24 protein-coding genes and 1 tRNA gene are annotated in these 17651 nt (G+C 51.0%); 19 read left to right on the forward strand and 6 right to left on the reverse strand.

Annotated features, from left to right (window positions below; genetic code table 11):
* Positions 1-57 precede the first annotated feature (57 nt).
* Positions 58-1065 carry a LacI family DNA-binding transcriptional regulator gene (locus tag WMO44_RS03790; protein WP_118657329.1) on the reverse strand — a complete coding sequence of 336 codons (1008 nt, stop codon included), beginning with the start codon at positions 1063-1065 and terminating at the stop codon, positions 58-60.
* Positions 1066-1380: 315 nt separating this feature from the next.
* On the opposite strand from WMO44_RS03790, the gene WMO44_RS03795 reads away from it, so the two are divergent.
* Positions 1381-1974 carry a hypothetical protein gene (locus tag WMO44_RS03795; protein ID WP_349151794.1) on the forward strand — a complete coding sequence of 198 codons (594 nt, stop codon included), beginning with the start codon at positions 1381-1383 and terminating at the stop codon, positions 1972-1974.
* Positions 1975-2060: 86 nt separating this feature from the next.
* Here the strand turns inward: WMO44_RS03795 and rpsR are convergent, their stop codons facing one another.
* The 3 genes from rpsR to rpsF are packed head-to-tail and all read right to left on the reverse strand — an operon-like array spanning position 2061 to position 3159.
* Positions 2061-2318, reverse strand: coding sequence for a 30S ribosomal protein S18 (rpsR, locus tag WMO44_RS03800; protein WP_015538096.1), 258 nt, complete (start codon positions 2316-2318; stop codon positions 2061-2063).
* Positions 2319-2364: 46 nt separating this feature from the next.
* Positions 2365-2844: a single-stranded DNA-binding protein gene (locus WMO44_RS03805; RefSeq protein ID WP_055185153.1), complete on the reverse strand. Its 480-nt coding sequence runs from the start codon at positions 2842-2844 to the stop codon at positions 2365-2367.
* A 30-nt stretch (positions 2845-2874) separates the two neighbouring features.
* Positions 2875-3159, reverse strand: coding sequence for a 30S ribosomal protein S6 (rpsF, locus tag WMO44_RS03810; RefSeq protein ID WP_005923879.1), 285 nt, complete (start codon positions 3157-3159; stop codon positions 2875-2877).
* 281 nt (positions 3160-3440) lie between these two features.
* Between rpsF and WMO44_RS03815 the strand changes: the two genes are divergently transcribed.
* The gene (locus WMO44_RS03815) at positions 3441-4634 is read left to right on the forward strand and encodes a cation:proton antiporter (protein WP_097779707.1); all 1194 of its coding nucleotides are present in this window, start codon (positions 3441-3443) and stop codon (positions 4632-4634) included.
* A 137-nt stretch (positions 4635-4771) separates the two neighbouring features.
* Here WMO44_RS03815 and WMO44_RS03820 read toward each other — a convergent pair whose 3' ends face one another.
* Positions 4772-5647, reverse strand: coding sequence for a UTP--glucose-1-phosphate uridylyltransferase (locus WMO44_RS03820; protein ID WP_055185157.1), 876 nt, complete (start codon positions 5645-5647; stop codon positions 4772-4774).
* 77 nt (positions 5648-5724) lie between these two features.
* The gene (locus tag WMO44_RS03825; protein WP_349151795.1) at positions 5725-6714 is read right to left on the reverse strand and encodes an RING finger protein; all 990 of its coding nucleotides are present in this window, start codon (positions 6712-6714) and stop codon (positions 5725-5727) included.
* A 259-nt stretch (positions 6715-6973) separates the two neighbouring features.
* Between WMO44_RS03825 and prfB the strand changes: the two genes are divergently transcribed.
* From prfB to WMO44_RS03910, 17 genes are all read left to right on the forward strand, one after another.
* The gene (prfB, locus tag WMO44_RS03830; protein WP_055185158.1) at positions 6974-8095 is read left to right on the forward strand and encodes a peptide chain release factor 2; all 1122 of its coding nucleotides are present in this window, start codon (positions 6974-6976) and stop codon (positions 8093-8095) included.
* A 116-nt stretch (positions 8096-8211) separates the two neighbouring features.
* Positions 8212-9435, forward strand: a complete 1224-nt coding sequence (spoIVB, locus tag WMO44_RS03835; protein ID WP_349151796.1) for a SpoIVB peptidase — start codon at positions 8212-8214, stop codon at positions 9433-9435.
* Positions 9436-9554: 119 nt separating this feature from the next.
* Positions 9555-10313: a sporulation transcription factor Spo0A gene (spo0A, locus tag WMO44_RS03840; RefSeq protein WP_015538099.1), complete on the forward strand. Its 759-nt coding sequence runs from the start codon at positions 9555-9557 to the stop codon at positions 10311-10313.
* A gap of 184 nt (positions 10314-10497) precedes the next feature.
* Entirely contained in the window at positions 10498-11460 is a 963-nt protein-coding gene (locus WMO44_RS03845; protein ID WP_349151797.1) for a tyrosine-type recombinase/integrase, read from the forward strand.
* A 147-nt stretch (positions 11461-11607) separates the two neighbouring features.
* The gene (locus WMO44_RS03850; protein ID WP_349151798.1) at positions 11608-12030 is read left to right on the forward strand and encodes a hypothetical protein; all 423 of its coding nucleotides are present in this window, start codon (positions 11608-11610) and stop codon (positions 12028-12030) included.
* Between the two features lie 66 nt (positions 12031-12096).
* Positions 12097-12402 carry a hypothetical protein gene (locus tag WMO44_RS03855; RefSeq protein WP_349151799.1) on the forward strand — a complete coding sequence of 102 codons (306 nt, stop codon included), beginning with the start codon at positions 12097-12099 and terminating at the stop codon, positions 12400-12402.
* 376 nt (positions 12403-12778) lie between these two features.
* Positions 12779-12952 carry a hypothetical protein gene (locus WMO44_RS03860; protein WP_349151800.1) on the forward strand — a complete coding sequence of 58 codons (174 nt, stop codon included), beginning with the start codon at positions 12779-12781 and terminating at the stop codon, positions 12950-12952.
* A gap of 54 nt (positions 12953-13006) precedes the next feature.
* A tRNA-OTHER gene (locus WMO44_RS03865) sits at positions 13007-13076 on the forward strand.
* Between the two features lie 84 nt (positions 13077-13160).
* Complete coding sequence (locus WMO44_RS03870; RefSeq protein ID WP_097779715.1) at positions 13161-13394, forward strand: hypothetical protein; 234 nt, start codon at positions 13161-13163, stop codon at positions 13392-13394.
* Between the two features lie 96 nt (positions 13395-13490).
* Positions 13491-13745, forward strand: a complete 255-nt coding sequence (locus WMO44_RS03875) for a hypothetical protein (protein WP_349151801.1) — start codon at positions 13491-13493, stop codon at positions 13743-13745.
* 42 nt (positions 13746-13787) lie between these two features.
* Positions 13788-14213 (forward strand): hypothetical protein, encoded by a 426-nt coding sequence (locus WMO44_RS03880; protein WP_349151802.1) that lies wholly within the window; start codon positions 13788-13790, stop codon positions 14211-14213.
* 145 nt (positions 14214-14358) lie between these two features.
* Positions 14359-14625, forward strand: a complete 267-nt coding sequence (locus WMO44_RS03885) for a hypothetical protein (protein ID WP_349151803.1) — start codon at positions 14359-14361, stop codon at positions 14623-14625.
* Between the two features lie 16 nt (positions 14626-14641).
* Positions 14642-14866, forward strand: a complete 225-nt coding sequence (locus WMO44_RS03890) for a hypothetical protein (protein ID WP_349151804.1) — start codon at positions 14642-14644, stop codon at positions 14864-14866.
* A gap of 67 nt (positions 14867-14933) precedes the next feature.
* Entirely contained in the window at positions 14934-15182 is a 249-nt protein-coding gene (locus tag WMO44_RS03895) for a hypothetical protein (protein WP_349151805.1), read from the forward strand.
* 65 nt (positions 15183-15247) lie between these two features.
* Positions 15248-16015: a DUF6353 family protein gene (locus tag WMO44_RS03900; RefSeq protein ID WP_349151806.1), complete on the forward strand. Its 768-nt coding sequence runs from the start codon at positions 15248-15250 to the stop codon at positions 16013-16015.
* A 151-nt stretch (positions 16016-16166) separates the two neighbouring features.
* Positions 16167-17342: a hypothetical protein gene (locus WMO44_RS03905; protein WP_349151807.1), complete on the forward strand. Its 1176-nt coding sequence runs from the start codon at positions 16167-16169 to the stop codon at positions 17340-17342.
* Entirely contained in the window at positions 17339-17638 is a 300-nt protein-coding gene (locus tag WMO44_RS03910) for a hypothetical protein (protein ID WP_349151808.1), read from the forward strand. Before WMO44_RS03905 ends, WMO44_RS03910 begins: the two co-directional genes overlap by 4 nt.
* The last annotated feature ends 13 nt before the right edge of the window (positions 17639-17651 follow it).

Raw genomic sequence — 17651 nt, forward strand, 5'->3', positions numbered from 1 at the left:
ATTAAAATTACAGATCAACTATATACTCTCCGTCCTTCGACGGAGGGAATACAAAATTTAAATTGCCCTTACGCTTTCGCCCTGCTGCAATTCCGGCTGCAAGGTCACGGTCTGGGCAGGGGAGCCATGCTCGATCTGCCGTACCAGCAGCTCGATGCTTTGCAGCGCGATCTGCTCGCTGGGCTGAACAATGGTGGTCATCACCGGCACGCAGTAGCGGGACATCGTGATGCCGTCAAAGCCGATCACCGAAACATCTTCCGGCACTCGGAACCCGGCGCTCACCAGCGCCCGGATAGCACCAAAGGCGATAACGTCGCTCATGGCAAATAAGGCGGTGAAATCTGCCCGACGGGCCAGCAGGCTGTTCATGGCGTGGTAGGCGGACTCGAAATCGTAGTTGGACAGACCGTACAGCTTGTCGTTGAACAGGATGCCCGCATCCTCCATGGCCTCCTGTGCGCCCTTGCGGCGCATCACACTGGGGTAGCTGGTCACCGGACCGCCCAGAACAGCGATCTTGCGGTGTCCCTGCCGGATGAGATAGTCCACAGCGGTATAGGCCGCTGCCCGATCATCCACACCCACCATGGAAAGGTTGGGAAAGTCCAGCTCGTCCGTGACCAGCGTGGTGAGCACGGAGGGGACATTGATGCTGTCAAAGCCCCGTTGGAAGTTGGCCACGCTGCCGCCCAGAAAGATGATGCCTTTGGGTTTGATCTCCCGTAGGATCTTTTCGGCGGCGTCGATCTCGTTGGCGTTCTCGTCCAGATAAGAGACGATGCCGTTGTACCCGTACAGGGTGGCGGCGCGCTGGAGCTGCACCAGAAAATCGGAAAAGAAGATGTTCCGGGTGCCTTTAACTACGAACACCAGACTGCGGGACTGCTGGATCTTCAGCTGTCGGGCGTTGGTGTTGGGCACGAACCCGGCCTCCCGCATCACTTTCAGAACGTGCTCCTTGGTCTCCGGGCGAACATCCGGCCTGTCGTTAATCACACGGGAGATGGTGCTGACGGAGCAGCCGCTGATCCGTGCAATATCCTTGATGGTCAGATTTGCCATGTCGGCGAGCCTCGCTTTCTGAAAGTGTTTCGGGAACGTTGTCGGGAACGTTCCCAGTGACATTAGTATGGCACATTCTGTATAAAAAATCAATAAGGTTAATTCAACTTTGTACAAGGTGTGCAATGCTGCCCCTCGCATTTGTGCAGTTTGATTTGCGGACAAAGCAGCAAAACTGAAAATACCGATAATTCCCGGTACAAGTCAGAAACACCCGGGACAATCGTACCGGTTTGTAACTTTTTGCGAGGAAAACGCTTTCCGGTACGCAGCTGAATGTGCTATACTATGTGAAAAAGAGAGGGGTGAAATGTTATGATCTTATCCTTGCAGGGCTGCATGGCAGTGGGAAAGACCACGGTGGCCCGCTATCTGGAACAGCACTGCCAGCAGGTACAGGTCTGCTTTGAGGACAACGCTGCCGTCCTTGCAGAGATAAAGCGGCGTGGGCTGAATAAGAACTGTTATGCGGACTATCTGGAGATCCAACGGCTTTTTTTGCGCAATGAGCTGCGCCGCGGGCAGAAAGCAAAAAAATACCCCCACGCTGTGATGGATTTCGGCGCGGAGGAGATTGAGTTCTACACCTTGAACTACCCCAAAAGCAGGGGGCTGGAGTGGGAGATCGAAGCAATTCGGCAAGCCTTAGCACCGGAGCTTGCAGCAGTGCAGGCTTGTATGCCGGAGCATATTCTGTTTCTGGACGCTTCCGAATCCGTCCTGCGTGCCCGTAAAGCGGGAGATACCACCCGTTCCCGGGAATTCTTTGCGTATTATCTGAACCGTCTTCTGCCGCTGAAACGGGAATGGTTCCGGGAAAAGAAAAACGTAACGTTTCTTTCTACCGATGGGCTGACAGCCCGGCAGGTGGGGGAGAAGGCAAAACAGTGGTGTGAACAGTATATCTAACGCAAGCAAAAAAGCGCTCTCACCTTGTCATCGGTGAGAGCGCTTTGCTGATTGCTGATTATTTTGATCGGGTTGGTTTTTTAAAATTAGTCGCTGACGTAGGGCATCAGAGCAACGTGACGAGCACGCTTGATGGCGATGGTCAGTGCGCGCTGATGGTAAGCGCAGGTGCCGGTCACACGGCGGGGAATGATCTTAGCACGCTCAGAGACGTACTTACGCAGACGGGGCACGTCCTTGTAATCGATGGTGTCGATGCGATCGACACAGAAGCTGCAAACCTTCTTGCGGCCGCGACGCATGGGGCGTGCGGGGCGAGAGCCTTCGGTTCTTTCAAAAGCCATTGCTTATTACCTCCTATTGGATTTTTAACGGATGGACCGTTTCGTGTCAGAACGGCAGGTCGTCGCTGTCATCAATGACGGCGAAGTCGTCTGCATTACCGGCAGAGTAGCTGGGAGCTGCCTCCACAGCAGCCGGGCGGGCAGGCGCTGCGTTCTGGTAGGACGGAGCGGCATTCTGATAGCCGTTTCCGTCACCTGCATTGCTGCTCTTGGGGCCTGCAAAGTTGATGTTGCTGGCAACCACCTCAACGGCAGTGCGGTTTGCGCCGGTCTTATCCTGATACTGACGGGACTGCAAACGGCCGTCCACAACGATCAGGGAACCTTTCTGGAAATAGCGGCAGACAAACTCGGCCTGCCGATCCCATGCAACCACATCGATCCAGTCCGCCACGCTCTGCCCATTGGCATCGCGGCGCCCGCGGTCGCAGGCAATGCGGAACGAAGCAACGTTCTTGCCGGTAGTGGTCTGACGCATTTCAGGGTCACGCGCAAGGCGACCCATGATAGCAACAACATTCAACATAGTACGGTTTCCCTTTCTGTCACAGAAGAATTACTCCTCGTGAGCAATGATCAGGCTGCGCATAACGCCTTCAGTGATCTTGTACACACGGTCCAGCTCAGCGGGGAAGCTGGGCTCGCTGGTGAAGTTGATCACGGTGTAGACGCCCTCTTCCTCGTCGTTGATGGGGTAGGCCAGACGGCGCTTGCCCCACTCGTCGATAGAATCGATCGTACCGTTAGCCTCAATCAGGGACTTGAACTTACCCACCAGAGCGGCGGAAGCCTCCTCATCGAGAGCGGCGCTGGTAATCAGCATGGTTTCGTACTTTGCCATTTTTGTAGCACCTCCTTTTGGACTTGAGGGCCCTGCGGATCTGCAAGGCCAAGGGTACACAGGCTGCGGTATCGCGGCCTGTGTGGTGTGTCTGTTCAGACAGCAATTTATTATAGCAAGCTTCTCTGCTCCTGTCAAGCTTTTTTGACAAAAAGAACGATAAAAAATGTTTTGCATTTTTTGGTGAAAAGGACTATAATGTAGAAGATTTCCCAGCAGTATGGCAGGGCCGGGGCTCCGGCAGTGGCAGGGAAGCGGGAAAAATTAAAGGAGGATAATCCATGTATTCGTTGTTTCGAGATCTGGCAATCATCATCTTAAGCGCGAAATTCTTCGGACTGGTGGCGCGCAAGTGCAAGGCTCCGCAGGTGGTGGGTGAGATCATCGCCGGTCTGCTGATCGGCCCCTGCGTGCTGAATCTGGTGCAGATCAGCGATTCCATCTCCGTCTTTGCAGAGATCGGCGTTGTGATGCTCATGTTCACCACCGGCCTCGGCACCAACCTGAAAGAGCTGATCAAGGCAGGCCCCATCGCCACCCTGATTGCTACCGTTGGCGTGGCTGTGCCTCTGGTGGGCGGCACCTTATTATATGGTGCGTTCTACGGTTTTGCCGCAGTTGGCAGCCCGGAGTTCTACCGAGCACTGTTCATCGGCACCATTATGACCGCTACCAGCGTGTCCATCACGGTGGCTACCTTGCAGGAGCTTGGGCACCTGAAGAGTTTTCTGGGCACTACCATCGTCAGCGCCGCTGTCATTGATGACGTCATCGGCATCGTGGTGCTTACCTGTGTGCTGGGCGCCAGCAGCGGCACCGGTACGGGTCTGGGCAAGGTGCTGTTCAACACCCTGCTGTTCTTTGCCACCGCATTGGGCGTTGGCCTTGTGGTGCACTACGCCATGAAGTGGCTGGATCAGCGCAACCCCCACACCCAGCGTATCACTATTGTAAGTATGGCGTTCTGCTTTGCCATGGCCTACATTGCTGAGGAATACTTCGGCATCGCCGATATCACCGGTGCTTACATTGCAGGCATCGTGCTGTGCACCATGGATGACGCACCCTATGTGGAGCGCCGGGTGGATATCAGCAACTATGTTATCTTTGCGCCGATCTTCTTTGCCTCCATCGGCCTCAAGACCGATATCAGCGGCCTGACCCCGGAGATTTTACTGTTCTGCGTCTGCTTCGTGGTGGTGGCACTGATCACCAAGATTATCGGCTGCGGTTTGGCTGCAAAGATCTGCCGCTTCAACTGGGACGATTCCCTGAAGGTCGGCGTCGGTATGATGACCCGCGGCGAGGTGGCACTGATCGTGGCACAAAAGGGCTTGGCCATCGGCGTAGTAGATCCGGTCTACTTTACCGCCGTGATCCTGCTGATCGTGGTGTCCAGCGTGGCTACCCCGCTGGCACTCAAGGCCATGTTCACCAAGCGCCCGCCCGTGCCGCATCCCAGTCAGGCAAAATAAATCAGGTTTGTATTTGGGGTTCAGAAACGCCTGCGGGCATTTCGGAACCCCTTTTTTTCATCTGAATATAGGCAAAAACGGGGCTGCTGCACATTGTTTCGTGCAACAGCCCCGTTTTTATTGTTTATACAGCATCTTTACAGCGTTTTGCAGAACTCCTTCAGGTAGGCGCGGAACTCCTCGCCGATCTCAGGGTGCTGCAATGCCAGCTCCACCTGAGCCTCCACGACCTTGAGCTTGTTACCCATATCGTAGTGCTTGCCGGTAAACTCCACAGCAGTCATGCCGCCGCGGGTGCGGGCGTACTCTGCCATGGCATCGGTCAGCTGGATCTCGCCGCCGGCACCGGGCTTGGTGTGGGCAAGGATCTCGTAGATCTCCGGGGTCAGCAACACACGGCCCAGAATGGAATAGTTGCTGAACTCCTGCCCCTTCTTGGGCTTCTCGATCATATCATCCACAAAGAAGTAGTTGTCGTGGATGGGAGTGGTCTTTAAGCTGCAGTAGCGGCTCACATCCTCCCAAGGCACAGCGGATACACCGGCGACCGGACGGCCAAACTCCTCGTAGGCGCGGATCAGCTGGGCACAGACCGGATCCTCGCCCCAGATCACATCGTCGCCGTAGATGACCACAAAAGGATCATCGCCGGTAAAGGCCTTGGCGGTGTTGACTGCATGGCCCAGACCCAGCGTCTCCTTCTGGCGCACGAACAGGATATTGGCCAGATTGGCAATGCCCAAGCACTCCTCCAGCATCTTTTCCTTGCCGGGCTTTGCCAGCTTTTCTTCCAACTCGGGGCTGCGGTCAAAGTGATCCTCGATAATGCTCTGGTTGCGGCCCAGAATGATCAGGATATCGGTAATGCCGGAGCGAACGGCCTCCTCCACCAGATACTGGATGGCGGGCTTGTCCACGAGGGGCAGCATACCTTTGGGCATTGCCTTGGTAGCGGGCAGTACGCGGGTGCCAAGACCCGCAGCCGGAATAACGGCTTTGGTGACTTTTTTCATAATGATTCTCCCATGTTCTCATTTTATGCACGGCGAACCGCGCTTTTCAGCAGGATCCCCATCCTGCGTGAAACATATCAAATAAAGGTGCCTACCAATGCATTCAGGTCCGGCCCCAGCAGCATGGAACAAAGGCTGCCTACGATCATCAGCAGAATGAACGCCCCGATGCAGGCTGCAATGCTGACGCCGCCCTGTGCGTTCAGCACGGCGCGGCGCTGCTCCGGGTCCGGAAACTCGGCACGGATGCGGCGGATGCGTGCAGCTGCGCTGCGGCGGTAGAGCCACTTGCCATATAGTCCCCGTACCAGCATCAGTGCAAAGCTGAGAAGGGACATGATGCGGCTCAGCGCCACCAGTGCGGAAGCACTGATGCCGGCAGTCAGCGGGCTGCCGGTGGTCTGCATCATACTGATTAGAGTAGGGACGAACAGCAGCAGCTCTGCGGCCAGAAAGCCGAAGGCCGGTTTCCACGCCTTGCGATAGAAAAAGTAGAAGGGACCGAACAGCAGCGCCGAAAAGCTCAAGGAGATCTTGGAGTGGCGCAGCTGCATCTGGCTGTAATCGTTCAGGTAGACCGGCGCGGCTGTGCCGATAAAATCCACCCAGTCCTGATAGGGTACGCCGTCGATCAGTTCATCCTTGCCAAAAGCGGCGCGCACGTTGCGGTGCACCGGGTCAACGACCTTTTCCGTAAAGTTCCGGTACATTTCATCCCGGTACATCCCGCTGTAATCGAAATCCCGGTTCTGCTCGGCGCTGGCGGCAGCGCGGTCGTTGGGCTGTTCTGCACTCTCCGGGGGCAGGGCAGCGCCGCAGCAGCGGCAGACGCTTTCGCTGCGCAGGGTGCGCTCCCCACAGGCGGGGCAGGTGCGCAGCTGTGCATCCTGATAAGGGAACTTCCACTCGTAGCCTGCGCCATGGGCAGGGGCATGGATGCACAGACCCATCTTCTCATAACAGGTGCGGTGATAGGGTGCACCGCAGTCCGGGCAGACCACGATGTCGTCCTGAAGGGTCAGCGGCTTGCCGCAGCCCTCACAGGGACAGCCATAATATTTCGGCATGATATCCTCCTGTGAAATCGATCATACTGGTATTATACTCCCCCGGGAATGAAAAGAAAAGGTGAAAATCTTCAAAATTCCGGCAAGATAGTATTTTTCCTCTTTACTTTATCACAGATTCTCGGTATACTAATGAAGTATCTGTGTATAAACTGTGTCTTTTGGCAGGGAAGAAAATGTGCGCTGTGCGTGCGTTTTGCACCCTGCCGGGGACGTTATCTGTTATGATGAAAACCCTTGAACGAGAGGAACGTAGAGAATGATCACGATTGATGAACTGAAAGTGCAGCTGGCCGAGCACGCCAAGGCCGTTAAGGACCTGGAAGAAGCACTGGCCATTGAAGCAAGCCGCAAGCGCGTGCAGGAGCTGGAGCACACCATGTCCCGCCCCGGCTTTTACGATGATACAGAGCTGAGCAAGAAGGTCTTTGACGAAGTCGGCGACCTGAAGGGCAAGCTGAACCGCTTTGAAAAGCTGCAGGGCCTGTACGATGACGCCGAGACCATGCTGGAGATGCTGGACGAGGAGTACGACCCCGCCATGATCCCCGAGGCCGAAGAAGCCGTGAACACCGTGGGCAAGGCTGTGGAGGAACTGCAGCTGATGACCATGCTGAACGGCGAGTACGACCACAGCAACGCCATCCTTACTTTCCACGCAGGCACCGGCGGCACCGAGGCTCAGGACTGGGCCGAGATGCTGTATCGTATGTATAATAAGTGGGCACAGGCACACGGCATGACCGTGGAGGTGCTGGATTATCAGGACGGCGACGAAGCCGGTCTGAAGAGCGCTTCCATGATGGTCAAGGGTGCCAACGCCTATGGCCTGCTCAAGAGCGAGAACGGCGTGCACCGTCTGGTGCGTGTCTCTCCCTTTGACGCCAACGCCCGCCGCCAGACCAGCTTTGCTTCTCTGGAAGTCATGCCGGAACTGGACAACACCATTCAGGTGGACATCCGCCCCGAGGATATCGAAATGCAGGTGTACCGCTCCTCCGGCGCTGGCGGTCAGCACATCAATAAGACCTCTTCCGCTGTCCGTCTGATCCACAAGCCCACCGGCATCGTGGTCAACTGCCAGACCCAGCGCAGCCAGTTCCAGAACCGCGACTACGCCATGGAAATGCTGAAGGCCAAGCTCTACCAGATCGCTAAACAGCAGCACATGGATAAGATCGATGACATCAAGGGCGTGCAGAACGAGATCGCATGGGGCCACCAGATCCGCAGCTATGTGTTCATGCCCTACACCATGGTCAAGGATCACCGCACCAACTACGAGACCGGCAACGTGGATGCCGTGATGGATGGCGATATCGATGAATTCATCTTCGCCTACCTCAAAGCCGCCAGCCGCGGCGAGCTGCAGGACGCATAAGCGCCTGTCTCTGTAAAAATCATAACCGCACCTGTGTCCATTTTTGGATGCGGGTGCGGTTTTTTCGTCCTTTTCGGCGCATAATAGATCTGAAAAATGCGCAGGGAGGCCGTAAAATGTCTAAGCACAGCATCATCCGGTGGGGGAAGATCATGGGTGCCTATCTGCTGGTGGCCGCCGTGGCGGCGCTGGGCTGGCTGTGGTGCGCCCTGCCGGAGCAGGTCTATCTGGAGCCGGAGCAGCCCCTTGCGCTGCCCCGCTTTGGCTGGGTGGAACCGCTGCGCGGACACGGCAGCCGCAACGTGGCCAGCACCCGGGCAGCGGGCAGCTATCAGACCACGCTGGCACTGGGCGGCTGGCTGCCGGTCAAGACCATCCGCGCCACCGTGATGCAGCGCCCCACGGTCACGGTATGCGGTACGCCCTTTGGGGTGAAAATGTTTTCAGAGGGAGCGCTTGTGGTGGGCTTTTCCGAGGTGCACACTGCCGTCGGTACGGTGAACCCCGCAAAGCAGGCGGGGCTGCGGCTGGGCGACCGGGTCATCCGCATGGGAAACACCGTCACCGAGACCAACGAGCAGGTCCATGCCGCGCTGGAAGCCGCCGCCGGTGCGGCGGTGGAGGTGGTCTACGTCCGCAAAGGAGAGCAGCGGCAGACCACTCTTTTGCCGGTGTGGGATACCCAGAACGCCCAGTGGCGGGCAGGGATGTGGGTGCGGGACTCTTCCGCCGGGGTGGGTACTCTGACCTTTGTGGACGCGCAAGCCGGGGTGTTTGCCGGGCTGGGGCACCCTATCAGCGACAGTGACACCGGCGAGCGGGTTGCCCTGCGCAGTGGCGAGATCGTGACTTGCCAGATCGTGGGCTGCACCGGCGGCACCGCCGGAAGCCCCGGGGAGCTGAAGGGCAAATTTATCAGCGACCATGCCCTTGGCAGGATCTGCATCAACGGCGAAAACGGCGTCTACGGAACGGTAAGCACCGCCATTGCCGGGCAGCAGACAGAGCTTGCCTTTGCGCAGGAGGTGCTGCCCGGTGCGGCAGAGATCCTGACTACTACCAGCGGCGAAACGCCCCGCAGCTACCGTGTCTATATAGAAAAGGTGAACGACGCCGACCCGCACCGCAACATGGTGCTGCGCGTCACCGACCCGGCACTGCTGGCGCAGACCGGCGGCATCGTGCAGGGGATGAGCGGCAGCCCTATCCTGCAAAACGGACGGCTGGTGGGTGCAGTGACCCATGTGCTGGTCAATGACCCGACACGAGGCTACGGTATTTTTGCACAAACCATGCTGGAACAGGCACATTCCGTGCCCGGAACGGACGCAGCAGCATAAAAAAGTATGACATTCGAGCAGAATTTCCATAATTTCCCAAAATAAACCGTTGAACTATCTGGAAAATTATGGTAAAATCCATGGTGTTAAGGGAACTGCACACATTGGAGGAAACAACCATGGATAAAGTGAGATTCTTGATGTCGGATACCGGTGCTCAGATCACAGAAGCCTGTCGTGAGGCGCTGGAGCAAAAGGGCGTGGAAGTGACCGTTGTGGAAAAGGATGGAAATAAAGTTTTGCAAAAGATGCTGGCCGTTCGCCCGCAGGTAGTGCTGCTGGATGCCTTTATGCCCGGGCTGGACGCGCTGGCGGTCAAGCAGCGCTACAACGCCGCAGGGGAGCGCCACACCTCGTTTTTCGTCACCGGCGCGTTCCAGAGCGAGGAAATGGTACAGGAGCTGCTGGACGAAGGTTTTGCCTACTATTTCGTCAAGCCCTTTGACGAAAGCGTGCTTGCAGCCCGGGTGCTCAAGGCGGCAAGTGGACAGGAAAAGCACCTGCTCCATACCAGCGTGGACAGTGACGAGTTGACCGTCACCGAAATTTTGCACCAAATTGGCGTGCCTGCCCATATCAAGGGCTACCAGTTCCTGCGGGATGCCATCCTGCTCACCATGAACGAGCCGGAGTACATCAACGCAGTGACCAAGCGCCTGTACCCGGAAATTGCCAAGAAAAACGGCACTACCGCCAGCCGGGTGGAGCGGGCCATCCGCCACGCCATCGAGGTGGCATGGGATAGGGGAGACGTGGATACCCTTAACAGCTACTTCGGCTATACCATCCATAACCTGCGCGGTAAGCCCACCAACTCGGAGTTCATTGCGATGATAGCTGACAAAATGCGGCTGGATAAACGGCAGCGGGTGGGGTAAGTAAGCGACGTATATAGGTGATATTTAAAGGCATAAATTGGAATTTTTGGAATCGTGACTTTTGTTTATCGCTATAAAAAATGTAGAATTATGCTCTCATAGCGATAAATAAGTCAAACGAATGACGATAAATCTCCTGTATTTATTGGGTGTAGTGCCCGATGTGTACAGGAGGTTTTCTTTTATGTTGGCAAGAGATATTGAAATGTTCATTGAGCACTGTGGATTGAAAGGGCTGAGCACGAAAACCATCAACAGCTACGAACAGACACTTAGGCTCTTCATGCAGTATATGGACGAGCAGGGGATTTTACTGACTGAGAAAATCACCCATCTTGCGATACAGGGCTACATAAAGAGCATTAAGGAACGCGGAAAGTACACGGTTACTACGAATCCGAACAGCGGGAACTATCCGGATCGGAGAGTTGATTTTGGAAAGCGAGTGTCGGACATAACGATCAACAACTATCTGCGGAACCTGCGAGTTTTCTTCAATTGGTGCGTGGAAGAGGAACTGATTCTCCGTTCACCTGTGAAGAAAGGCGACTTTGTTAAAGTAGAACGAAAGCCATTGGAGTTCGTTTCGGATGAAGATTTCAAGCGACTGCTGAAGAGCATGAATAGTGCGAGCTTTAGCGAATACCGCGATTCCATCATCATTCAGCTTCTACTCGATACAGGCATGAGAGTAAATGAGTGCTTGCTGATTGAAGTGACAGATTTAGACATGGTGAAGCGGTGCATTAGCCTACCAGCAGACAACACAAAGGGCAAGAAAGCGCGCTATGTGTTTTTCTCGGATAAGATGGCAACACAGCTTCAACGGTGGATAAAGTATAAAGACCGTTACCGTGATAGCGATTTCCTGTTTTGCACGAATAAAGGTAAGAGAATACAGGTGAGCAATTTCGAGGCCAATGTTCGCAAGTATGCCCAGCGGATAGGGCTAAATGACATTCACCCGCATGTTTTCCGAAACAACTTTGCAAAGCGCTTCCTTATGAGTGGTGGGGATATTTACACACTTAGTAGGTTATTAGGACATAGTAGCGTGACTGTAACAGAACAAGCATATCTGGACATCACTCAAAATGACCTTGCCGAAATGTACCGAAAACATAGTCCTCTTAGCAAAATTATCTGATTTTTGCCAATCAAATTCTATTCTAGGTTAAACGATTTGCTTCGCCTTGGCATAATTCATCAGTAAGAATATTAAAAGGGGCACGCACACGACCATTTTGGACAGTATTATCCTTTCTGAACAAAATTAGAAAGGAAATCCCTGTCCATGAAAAAATTGCGGAATGAAAAACCAGAACTCTCAAAGAAAAGCTCCTTCTACATAACTAAATACCGCTACTACGAGCTGAAAAACTTTTGCTTGCAGTACCCGGACTGGAAAAAGGCTTTAGAACAAGTCAACGGGTGGGAATCGAGCAGCCACGAGGTTTCTGGAATTATAAGAGGAAGCCTCCCAGAAAGCTCGACAGAGCGGCAGGCTATGATACGAGCCTACTATTCGATGCACATTGATATTATCGACCGCTGTGTAGCAAAGCTAGAACCTGCTATTGCACCATACGTATTAAGAGGTGTGACGGAAGAGGTGTGCTATGATGCACTGAGAGCCAATGGGTGCCCATGCTGCAGAAAAACATACTATAAGTTTTACCATTATTTCTTCTGGCTCCTGAGCAAGGAACGGCAGTGAACGCGAAAATTGCAGGTTCCTTTATGGAACAAATATTCACTGTTTAAATACAAAGGAGAACACAATATGTTTAATAGCAAAGTAAATCACATGACCGTTATCGTGAAGGGTGTCAGAGATGACGACTATGAAGGACGTGAGCTGATGATGGAAGTCGTTCGTCGGAACTGTAAGATGGACCCGAGGCTGGTTAGCCAGATGGTCTATTCGATCAGAACCTACGAAGATGGAAAGAAGAAGCGCACGGACTTCAATGTCGAATTTGAGGCATTCAGCATGGGCGGGATCATCCGTGATTTTGAGCTGCTGAAAAAAGCAGGTGTGATCAAGCAAGTAGAAAAGAAGCAGTATACGAATTATCTCGTTTACTAAGAAAGGCGAGAGTCGTGGGGAAATCTGCGGCTCTTACTTTTTGGACGCGAGAAATTCAGGGTGTTTTATGGAGGTGATTAGTTATGCCTAATGAAAAGTGGAAGCATATACAATGGAAACGTGATGGAAGTGATAATGCACTAATACGAGAATTCCTCGCAGACCCAGATAATATTAGGAATTGCGAGGCGTGTCCGTATAAGATGAAGCATCCTTCGCATGACGCTTTACCTTGTGGGCAGTACCACTGTTGGGTAGAACTTTCTTGCTAGTGGAAAGAGAGCCGTGGAGAAATCTACGACTCTTTATTTTTTGCCTGTTCGTGAAATTTTCATCTTCCTTTATGGAAGTAGAGGGCATATTGGAGGATGATACTATGAAAGCTAGATATGTCATTGGAAAGAAACTTTTAGGGACTGTACCTTTTATGAAAGCTGGCAGTGCTGCAATTTGCTTGGTGGCGACAACCATGGAAGCATATGTGGCATACATCAAGCTGCAAAAGGCAAGAGAAAATTTGGATTCTGACAAGGCAAAAGGCAATAAGTAAATTAAAAACACGCCCTCTGCTTTTTGTTCGCGAAATTTTCATCTTCTTTTATGGAAGGAGATAGCTCAATTGGTAGAGCGCTGCTGGAATGCAGAGGTTACGGGTTCGATTCCCGTTCTCTTTCTTTTTTATTCTAGGTTAGCCAACGCGAACTTTTCGTATTCTATTATGGAAGGATGTCTTCTGAAAATTGAAAGGAGAATTTATTATGAGCAAACGAGTAAAGACTACCTATGATCGAGGCTATGTGAACGCAATGGACAAGATCCGCGTATTCATCGAGAGCAACCAGAAAGTCATGTACATTGATACAGGCGAGTACAAGAACGCTCAAAGTGCACGCGCGGCTTATGCCAATGCAATCGCGTTGATTCGGGCAAAAGGGATTGTGAGACCTGCTTGCAATCGTAACGACCTGTTCTTGATCAGAAACGACATTTAAGGCGTAAGGGAGCCGTGGAGAAATCTGCGGCTCCTTTTATTTTCATCACGCACACGACCGGTTTATCCATTATTCTATTACAAAGGAGATTTGAAAATGTACATCATCATTGGTCTGGGGCTTATCTGTGCGACCATTGGCTTCGTGGTTGGTTCTGCTGTTCGGTGGAAGATTGACTACGAGGCCGAAACGATTGGCTCCCTTATCGTTGCTCAGGCAGACGAGAACGAGAACCCAAGTCTATTCTTGAACTTGGGTGGGGAATCCGTAGACTTTGCCGATAAACAGTATGTTATTCTCAAAGTGAACAAGGTGAGTAAACTGAAGCCGCGAGAAAAACATTCTGTTTAATGGAGAAAACTCCAAATATTGACTTAAAAGGAGATAATCAAAATGGAAGAACTGAATGCAGTCCAGAACGAAAAGTTGATGGACGAAACAATTAAGCACGAGCTTGAACGAATTAAGGATCTGACACCGGGAAGCGATGAGTACAAGGCTGCCTACGAGTGCGCTGCAAAGTTCTACGAAATTCGCGTTAAGGAGAAAACAAACCTGGCTGACAAGAATGCACGAGAGGATGAGCTTCAGATGAAGACAAATGAACTCAGAATCGAAGCAGACAAGGCAGAGAAGGCTTGGAAAACCGAAGTGGCGAAAGTCGTAGCTGGTATTGCATCGACCGCTCTGGGGGCATTTCTGATGATTCACCATGACCGGTTCTGGGCAATTTGTTCGGCAGGCGGTGTGCAGGTGTTCGACGACCGCTATCGGGACGGCAAGACGATCTACAAGGATTACGGAAAAAAGTCTGTATAAAGGAGGGACAGGAGAGGCTGCGGAGAAATCTGCAGCTTCTCTTTCTTTTATGAGATACCATAATCTACCACCTGAAAATTGGACGAACTACTATGGTCAAACGTACCGGTGCAATCATCCGGTCTATCGCATCAGTACATTATATTTGGACCACGAAAAAGGCCTTTGCGTTATCCAACAACGTTTTAACGAGAAAACGAAATCCACCACATGGAGCGCTATTGACCCATGGCTGAACGACAAAATCTATCTGCACGCTGGTTTCAAGGAATATTTTGACCACCATGCAAAGAAAAAAGATGTGAATGGCTGCTATCCCACCGTCACAGTCCGTCAAATCATGTGGGCCTTACGCATGAAACCACTGAAAAAAGAACGTTGGGAGACAGTATTTGATAGAAGTTTGATTTAAAAAGGAGAAGAACCCTATGGAGGACTTAATGCTTATCCGGTCAAGTTTTATGCGACGAATCATTTCTTCGGCTATCAACAAGGCGATTGCCAAGCAGAAGTACGGTATCACGGTCAATCTGGATGATATTCGGGCCGAATGGTCTGATAAGGAGCAGAAGGTGAAGGTTCATCTGGAACTGGATGCTGAGATGCCGAAGGCCGACCTCATGGATATTTTGAAAAAGGCAGGAATCTGCTGACGCGAAAAATTCATGCCATCTTATGGAGATATGAAATCTCAAAATTACATTTTGGAGGCATGAAATTATGAAAAAGATGGTAAAAGTGATTCTGGTATGCACGGCGATATTATGTGCTATTGATCAAATTACGCGTTTTACCGGTCCGTATGCTATAGCCCATATTTGGAACGACATGGTTCTGGATGGGAATTATGCGGCCGCAGATGCGATCAATGCGAAAATCAACAGCAAATATTGCAAGCGTGACCAGAAAATATTTGAAATCTTTACAGACTGTTTCACCAAGGCTGGCGAAAAGATGAGAAATTGTTGATGACAGACTCAGAGCCGTGGAGAAATCTGCGGCTCTTTGTCTTTTATATTTGAAGGGAGAAGCCTATGAATCTCATGAAATCCGTGTCCCGGTTCTTGAAAAAGAATGGCGGGACAATCTTGGCAATTGGCGCTTCCGTGGGAGTGGTGTTGACTGCCATCGAAACGGGTAAGGCGAGTATCAAGGCAGAGAAGCTTATTGAGATGAACTCTGCAGAACCTGCGTATACCATGAAAGAAAAAGTACAGGACTGCTGGAAGTTTTATCTGCCTGCCGCGGCACTTGGCGCGGGGACCATCGCGTGCATCCTCGGCTCTAATGCACTGAACAAGAAGCAGATTGCGAGCCTGACCGCTGGCTACATGGCACTTGGAAAGGCATATCAGGAGTACCGCAGGGAAGTTGCAGAACATGTTGGTGCCGAGCATGAGAAAGAAATCTATAAGGATGCTCGATCGGTACTCAAAGAACCTACCTCAGACATGGTTGAAGATAAGCTGCTCTGTTACGAACCTATCTCGAAAAGATATTTTCATGCCACGGAGGCTGCCCTGCTGGAGGCATTTTACAGCCTGAACCGCGACTTTGCCCTGAATGGATATGCCTCGATGAATGACCTCTACAATTACCTTGGGCTGGATTATATTCCGGAAGGTGATTTGAAGGGGTGGTGTGCCGATTATCTTGCAGCCGATTGGGAATATTTCTGGATCGACTTCAGCTATCTCAAACAGAAAACAGATGATGGGCTGGAAGTCTGCTATGTAGAGGCTTATCAGGAACCCATCGACGACTATTTGAACTATGATCCGAGCAAGGATACACCGTTTTAAGATCTGCTAATAAAAGTCAAATTTCAAAATAAATAGGAAAGATACAGGGATTTTTGTTGTTAGTGGACATAATATGTGCTATAATGATCGTAGGTGGTATCATAGTGTGTCAGTATGATTAGAGGCAAAAAGTTAATAGCTGGTGGCTAATATGAAGAATGTGACCCTCCTTGAGAAGCAACTTCGGAATGCAACCTCAATTAGTGCTCTTGTTCCTGTTTTTTCGCCAGATGGCGAATCTTGTATGTTTCATGGGAACCAGAGCTTACTAACGATTGATACGATTTCGGCGCTTATTGCAGGTATCTTTTTTACCGTTCACAACAATAGTCAAGTTTCGTCTATTACCATTGCGTTTCCGAATGGGACTTTCGACGAAAAGTTTACGTATGTTCTGCTAGAGTGTTACTTGGAGCACATTATTGCAGATCATGGTATATCTGTAAGGTTGCTCTATAATAAGAAGGAAAAGAACATATTCACTGATGGTATTGATCATTCTCCACTGTGCGTTTTTGGAGAACCAAATCGTTCAGGGATGGATTTTGTTCGACAATTCAGATTTGGAGTTGGAAAAAACTATTATCGCAAACTTTTTTCAGCGAATGAAAACGATGATGAAACATTGTCTTCAGCTTTCACGACGCTCTGTCTCTTCTTTAGGGGATTAGGCATCACAAAGGAACGTAGCGAGTCTCTTGCTGAAGTTGCTGTGGAACTGGTTGGAAATGCGATTGAGCACAGTTGTACGGATTGCTTCCTTGATATTGATGTTACTCCTCGCAATTATGTTCGTCGAAATAATCCAACAGGTCCGAAATATTATGGAGTGAATATTTGCGTTGTAAACTTTTCACCAACCCTACTTTCGTCCCAGATTCAAACAAAGCTATGCACTAATAGTGAGATAAGTAATACAAATGATAGTGCACGGTATTGGCGATTGCGTGAAATTTACTTGCATCATAGAAGATTTTTCAGGGAAGGCTATGGTGACGATGAATTTTTCATGCTGAGTGCTTTCCAAGATCGTATATCCGGTAGACCAAACGAATACTTGACTGGCGGAACTGGCCTTCCGGCCTTGATTAAATGGTTAGAGGCTCAAGCAGACAGTAACAATTGTTATGTCTTGTCTGGACGACGAAAAATGCAATTCATACAGTCGCTTTTGGAATATGATTCGGATCATTGGATTGGAATGAATCGAGTGCATGATTTTCAGCACTGTATTCCTGACAAAAATGTTTTTCTTCAATTCCCGATATACTTTCCTGGAACCGCATACAATCTGAATTTCGTGATGGAAACGGAGGATACATTATGAGTAAACAAATGATAGCTCTTGAAATAAAGGATAGGAGCTTGACAAAGCTTGCAGGAAACAGTTATGGAAGAAAACTGTTTGATGCGCAAGTCGATGGTCATATCAATTTGAGGGAGCCGTTTACAATCGTTTTTCCTGAACAAATTGATTATTTGGCATCTTCGTTTATCCAGGGTTTTTTTGGAAAGATTTATACCGAAATTGGCCGGGAAGGAATGGAAAAAAACTTCGATGTTATTGTGCCCAAGATTTCCGACCCGAAGAAAACTATTTTGGATCGGCTAATGCTTATGTGAAGGATGTGTAAAT

The sequence above is a fragment of the Faecalibacterium tardum genome (assembly GCF_040096515.1).
Classification (GTDB): Bacteria; Bacillota; Clostridia; order Oscillospirales; family Ruminococcaceae; genus Faecalibacterium; species Faecalibacterium tardum.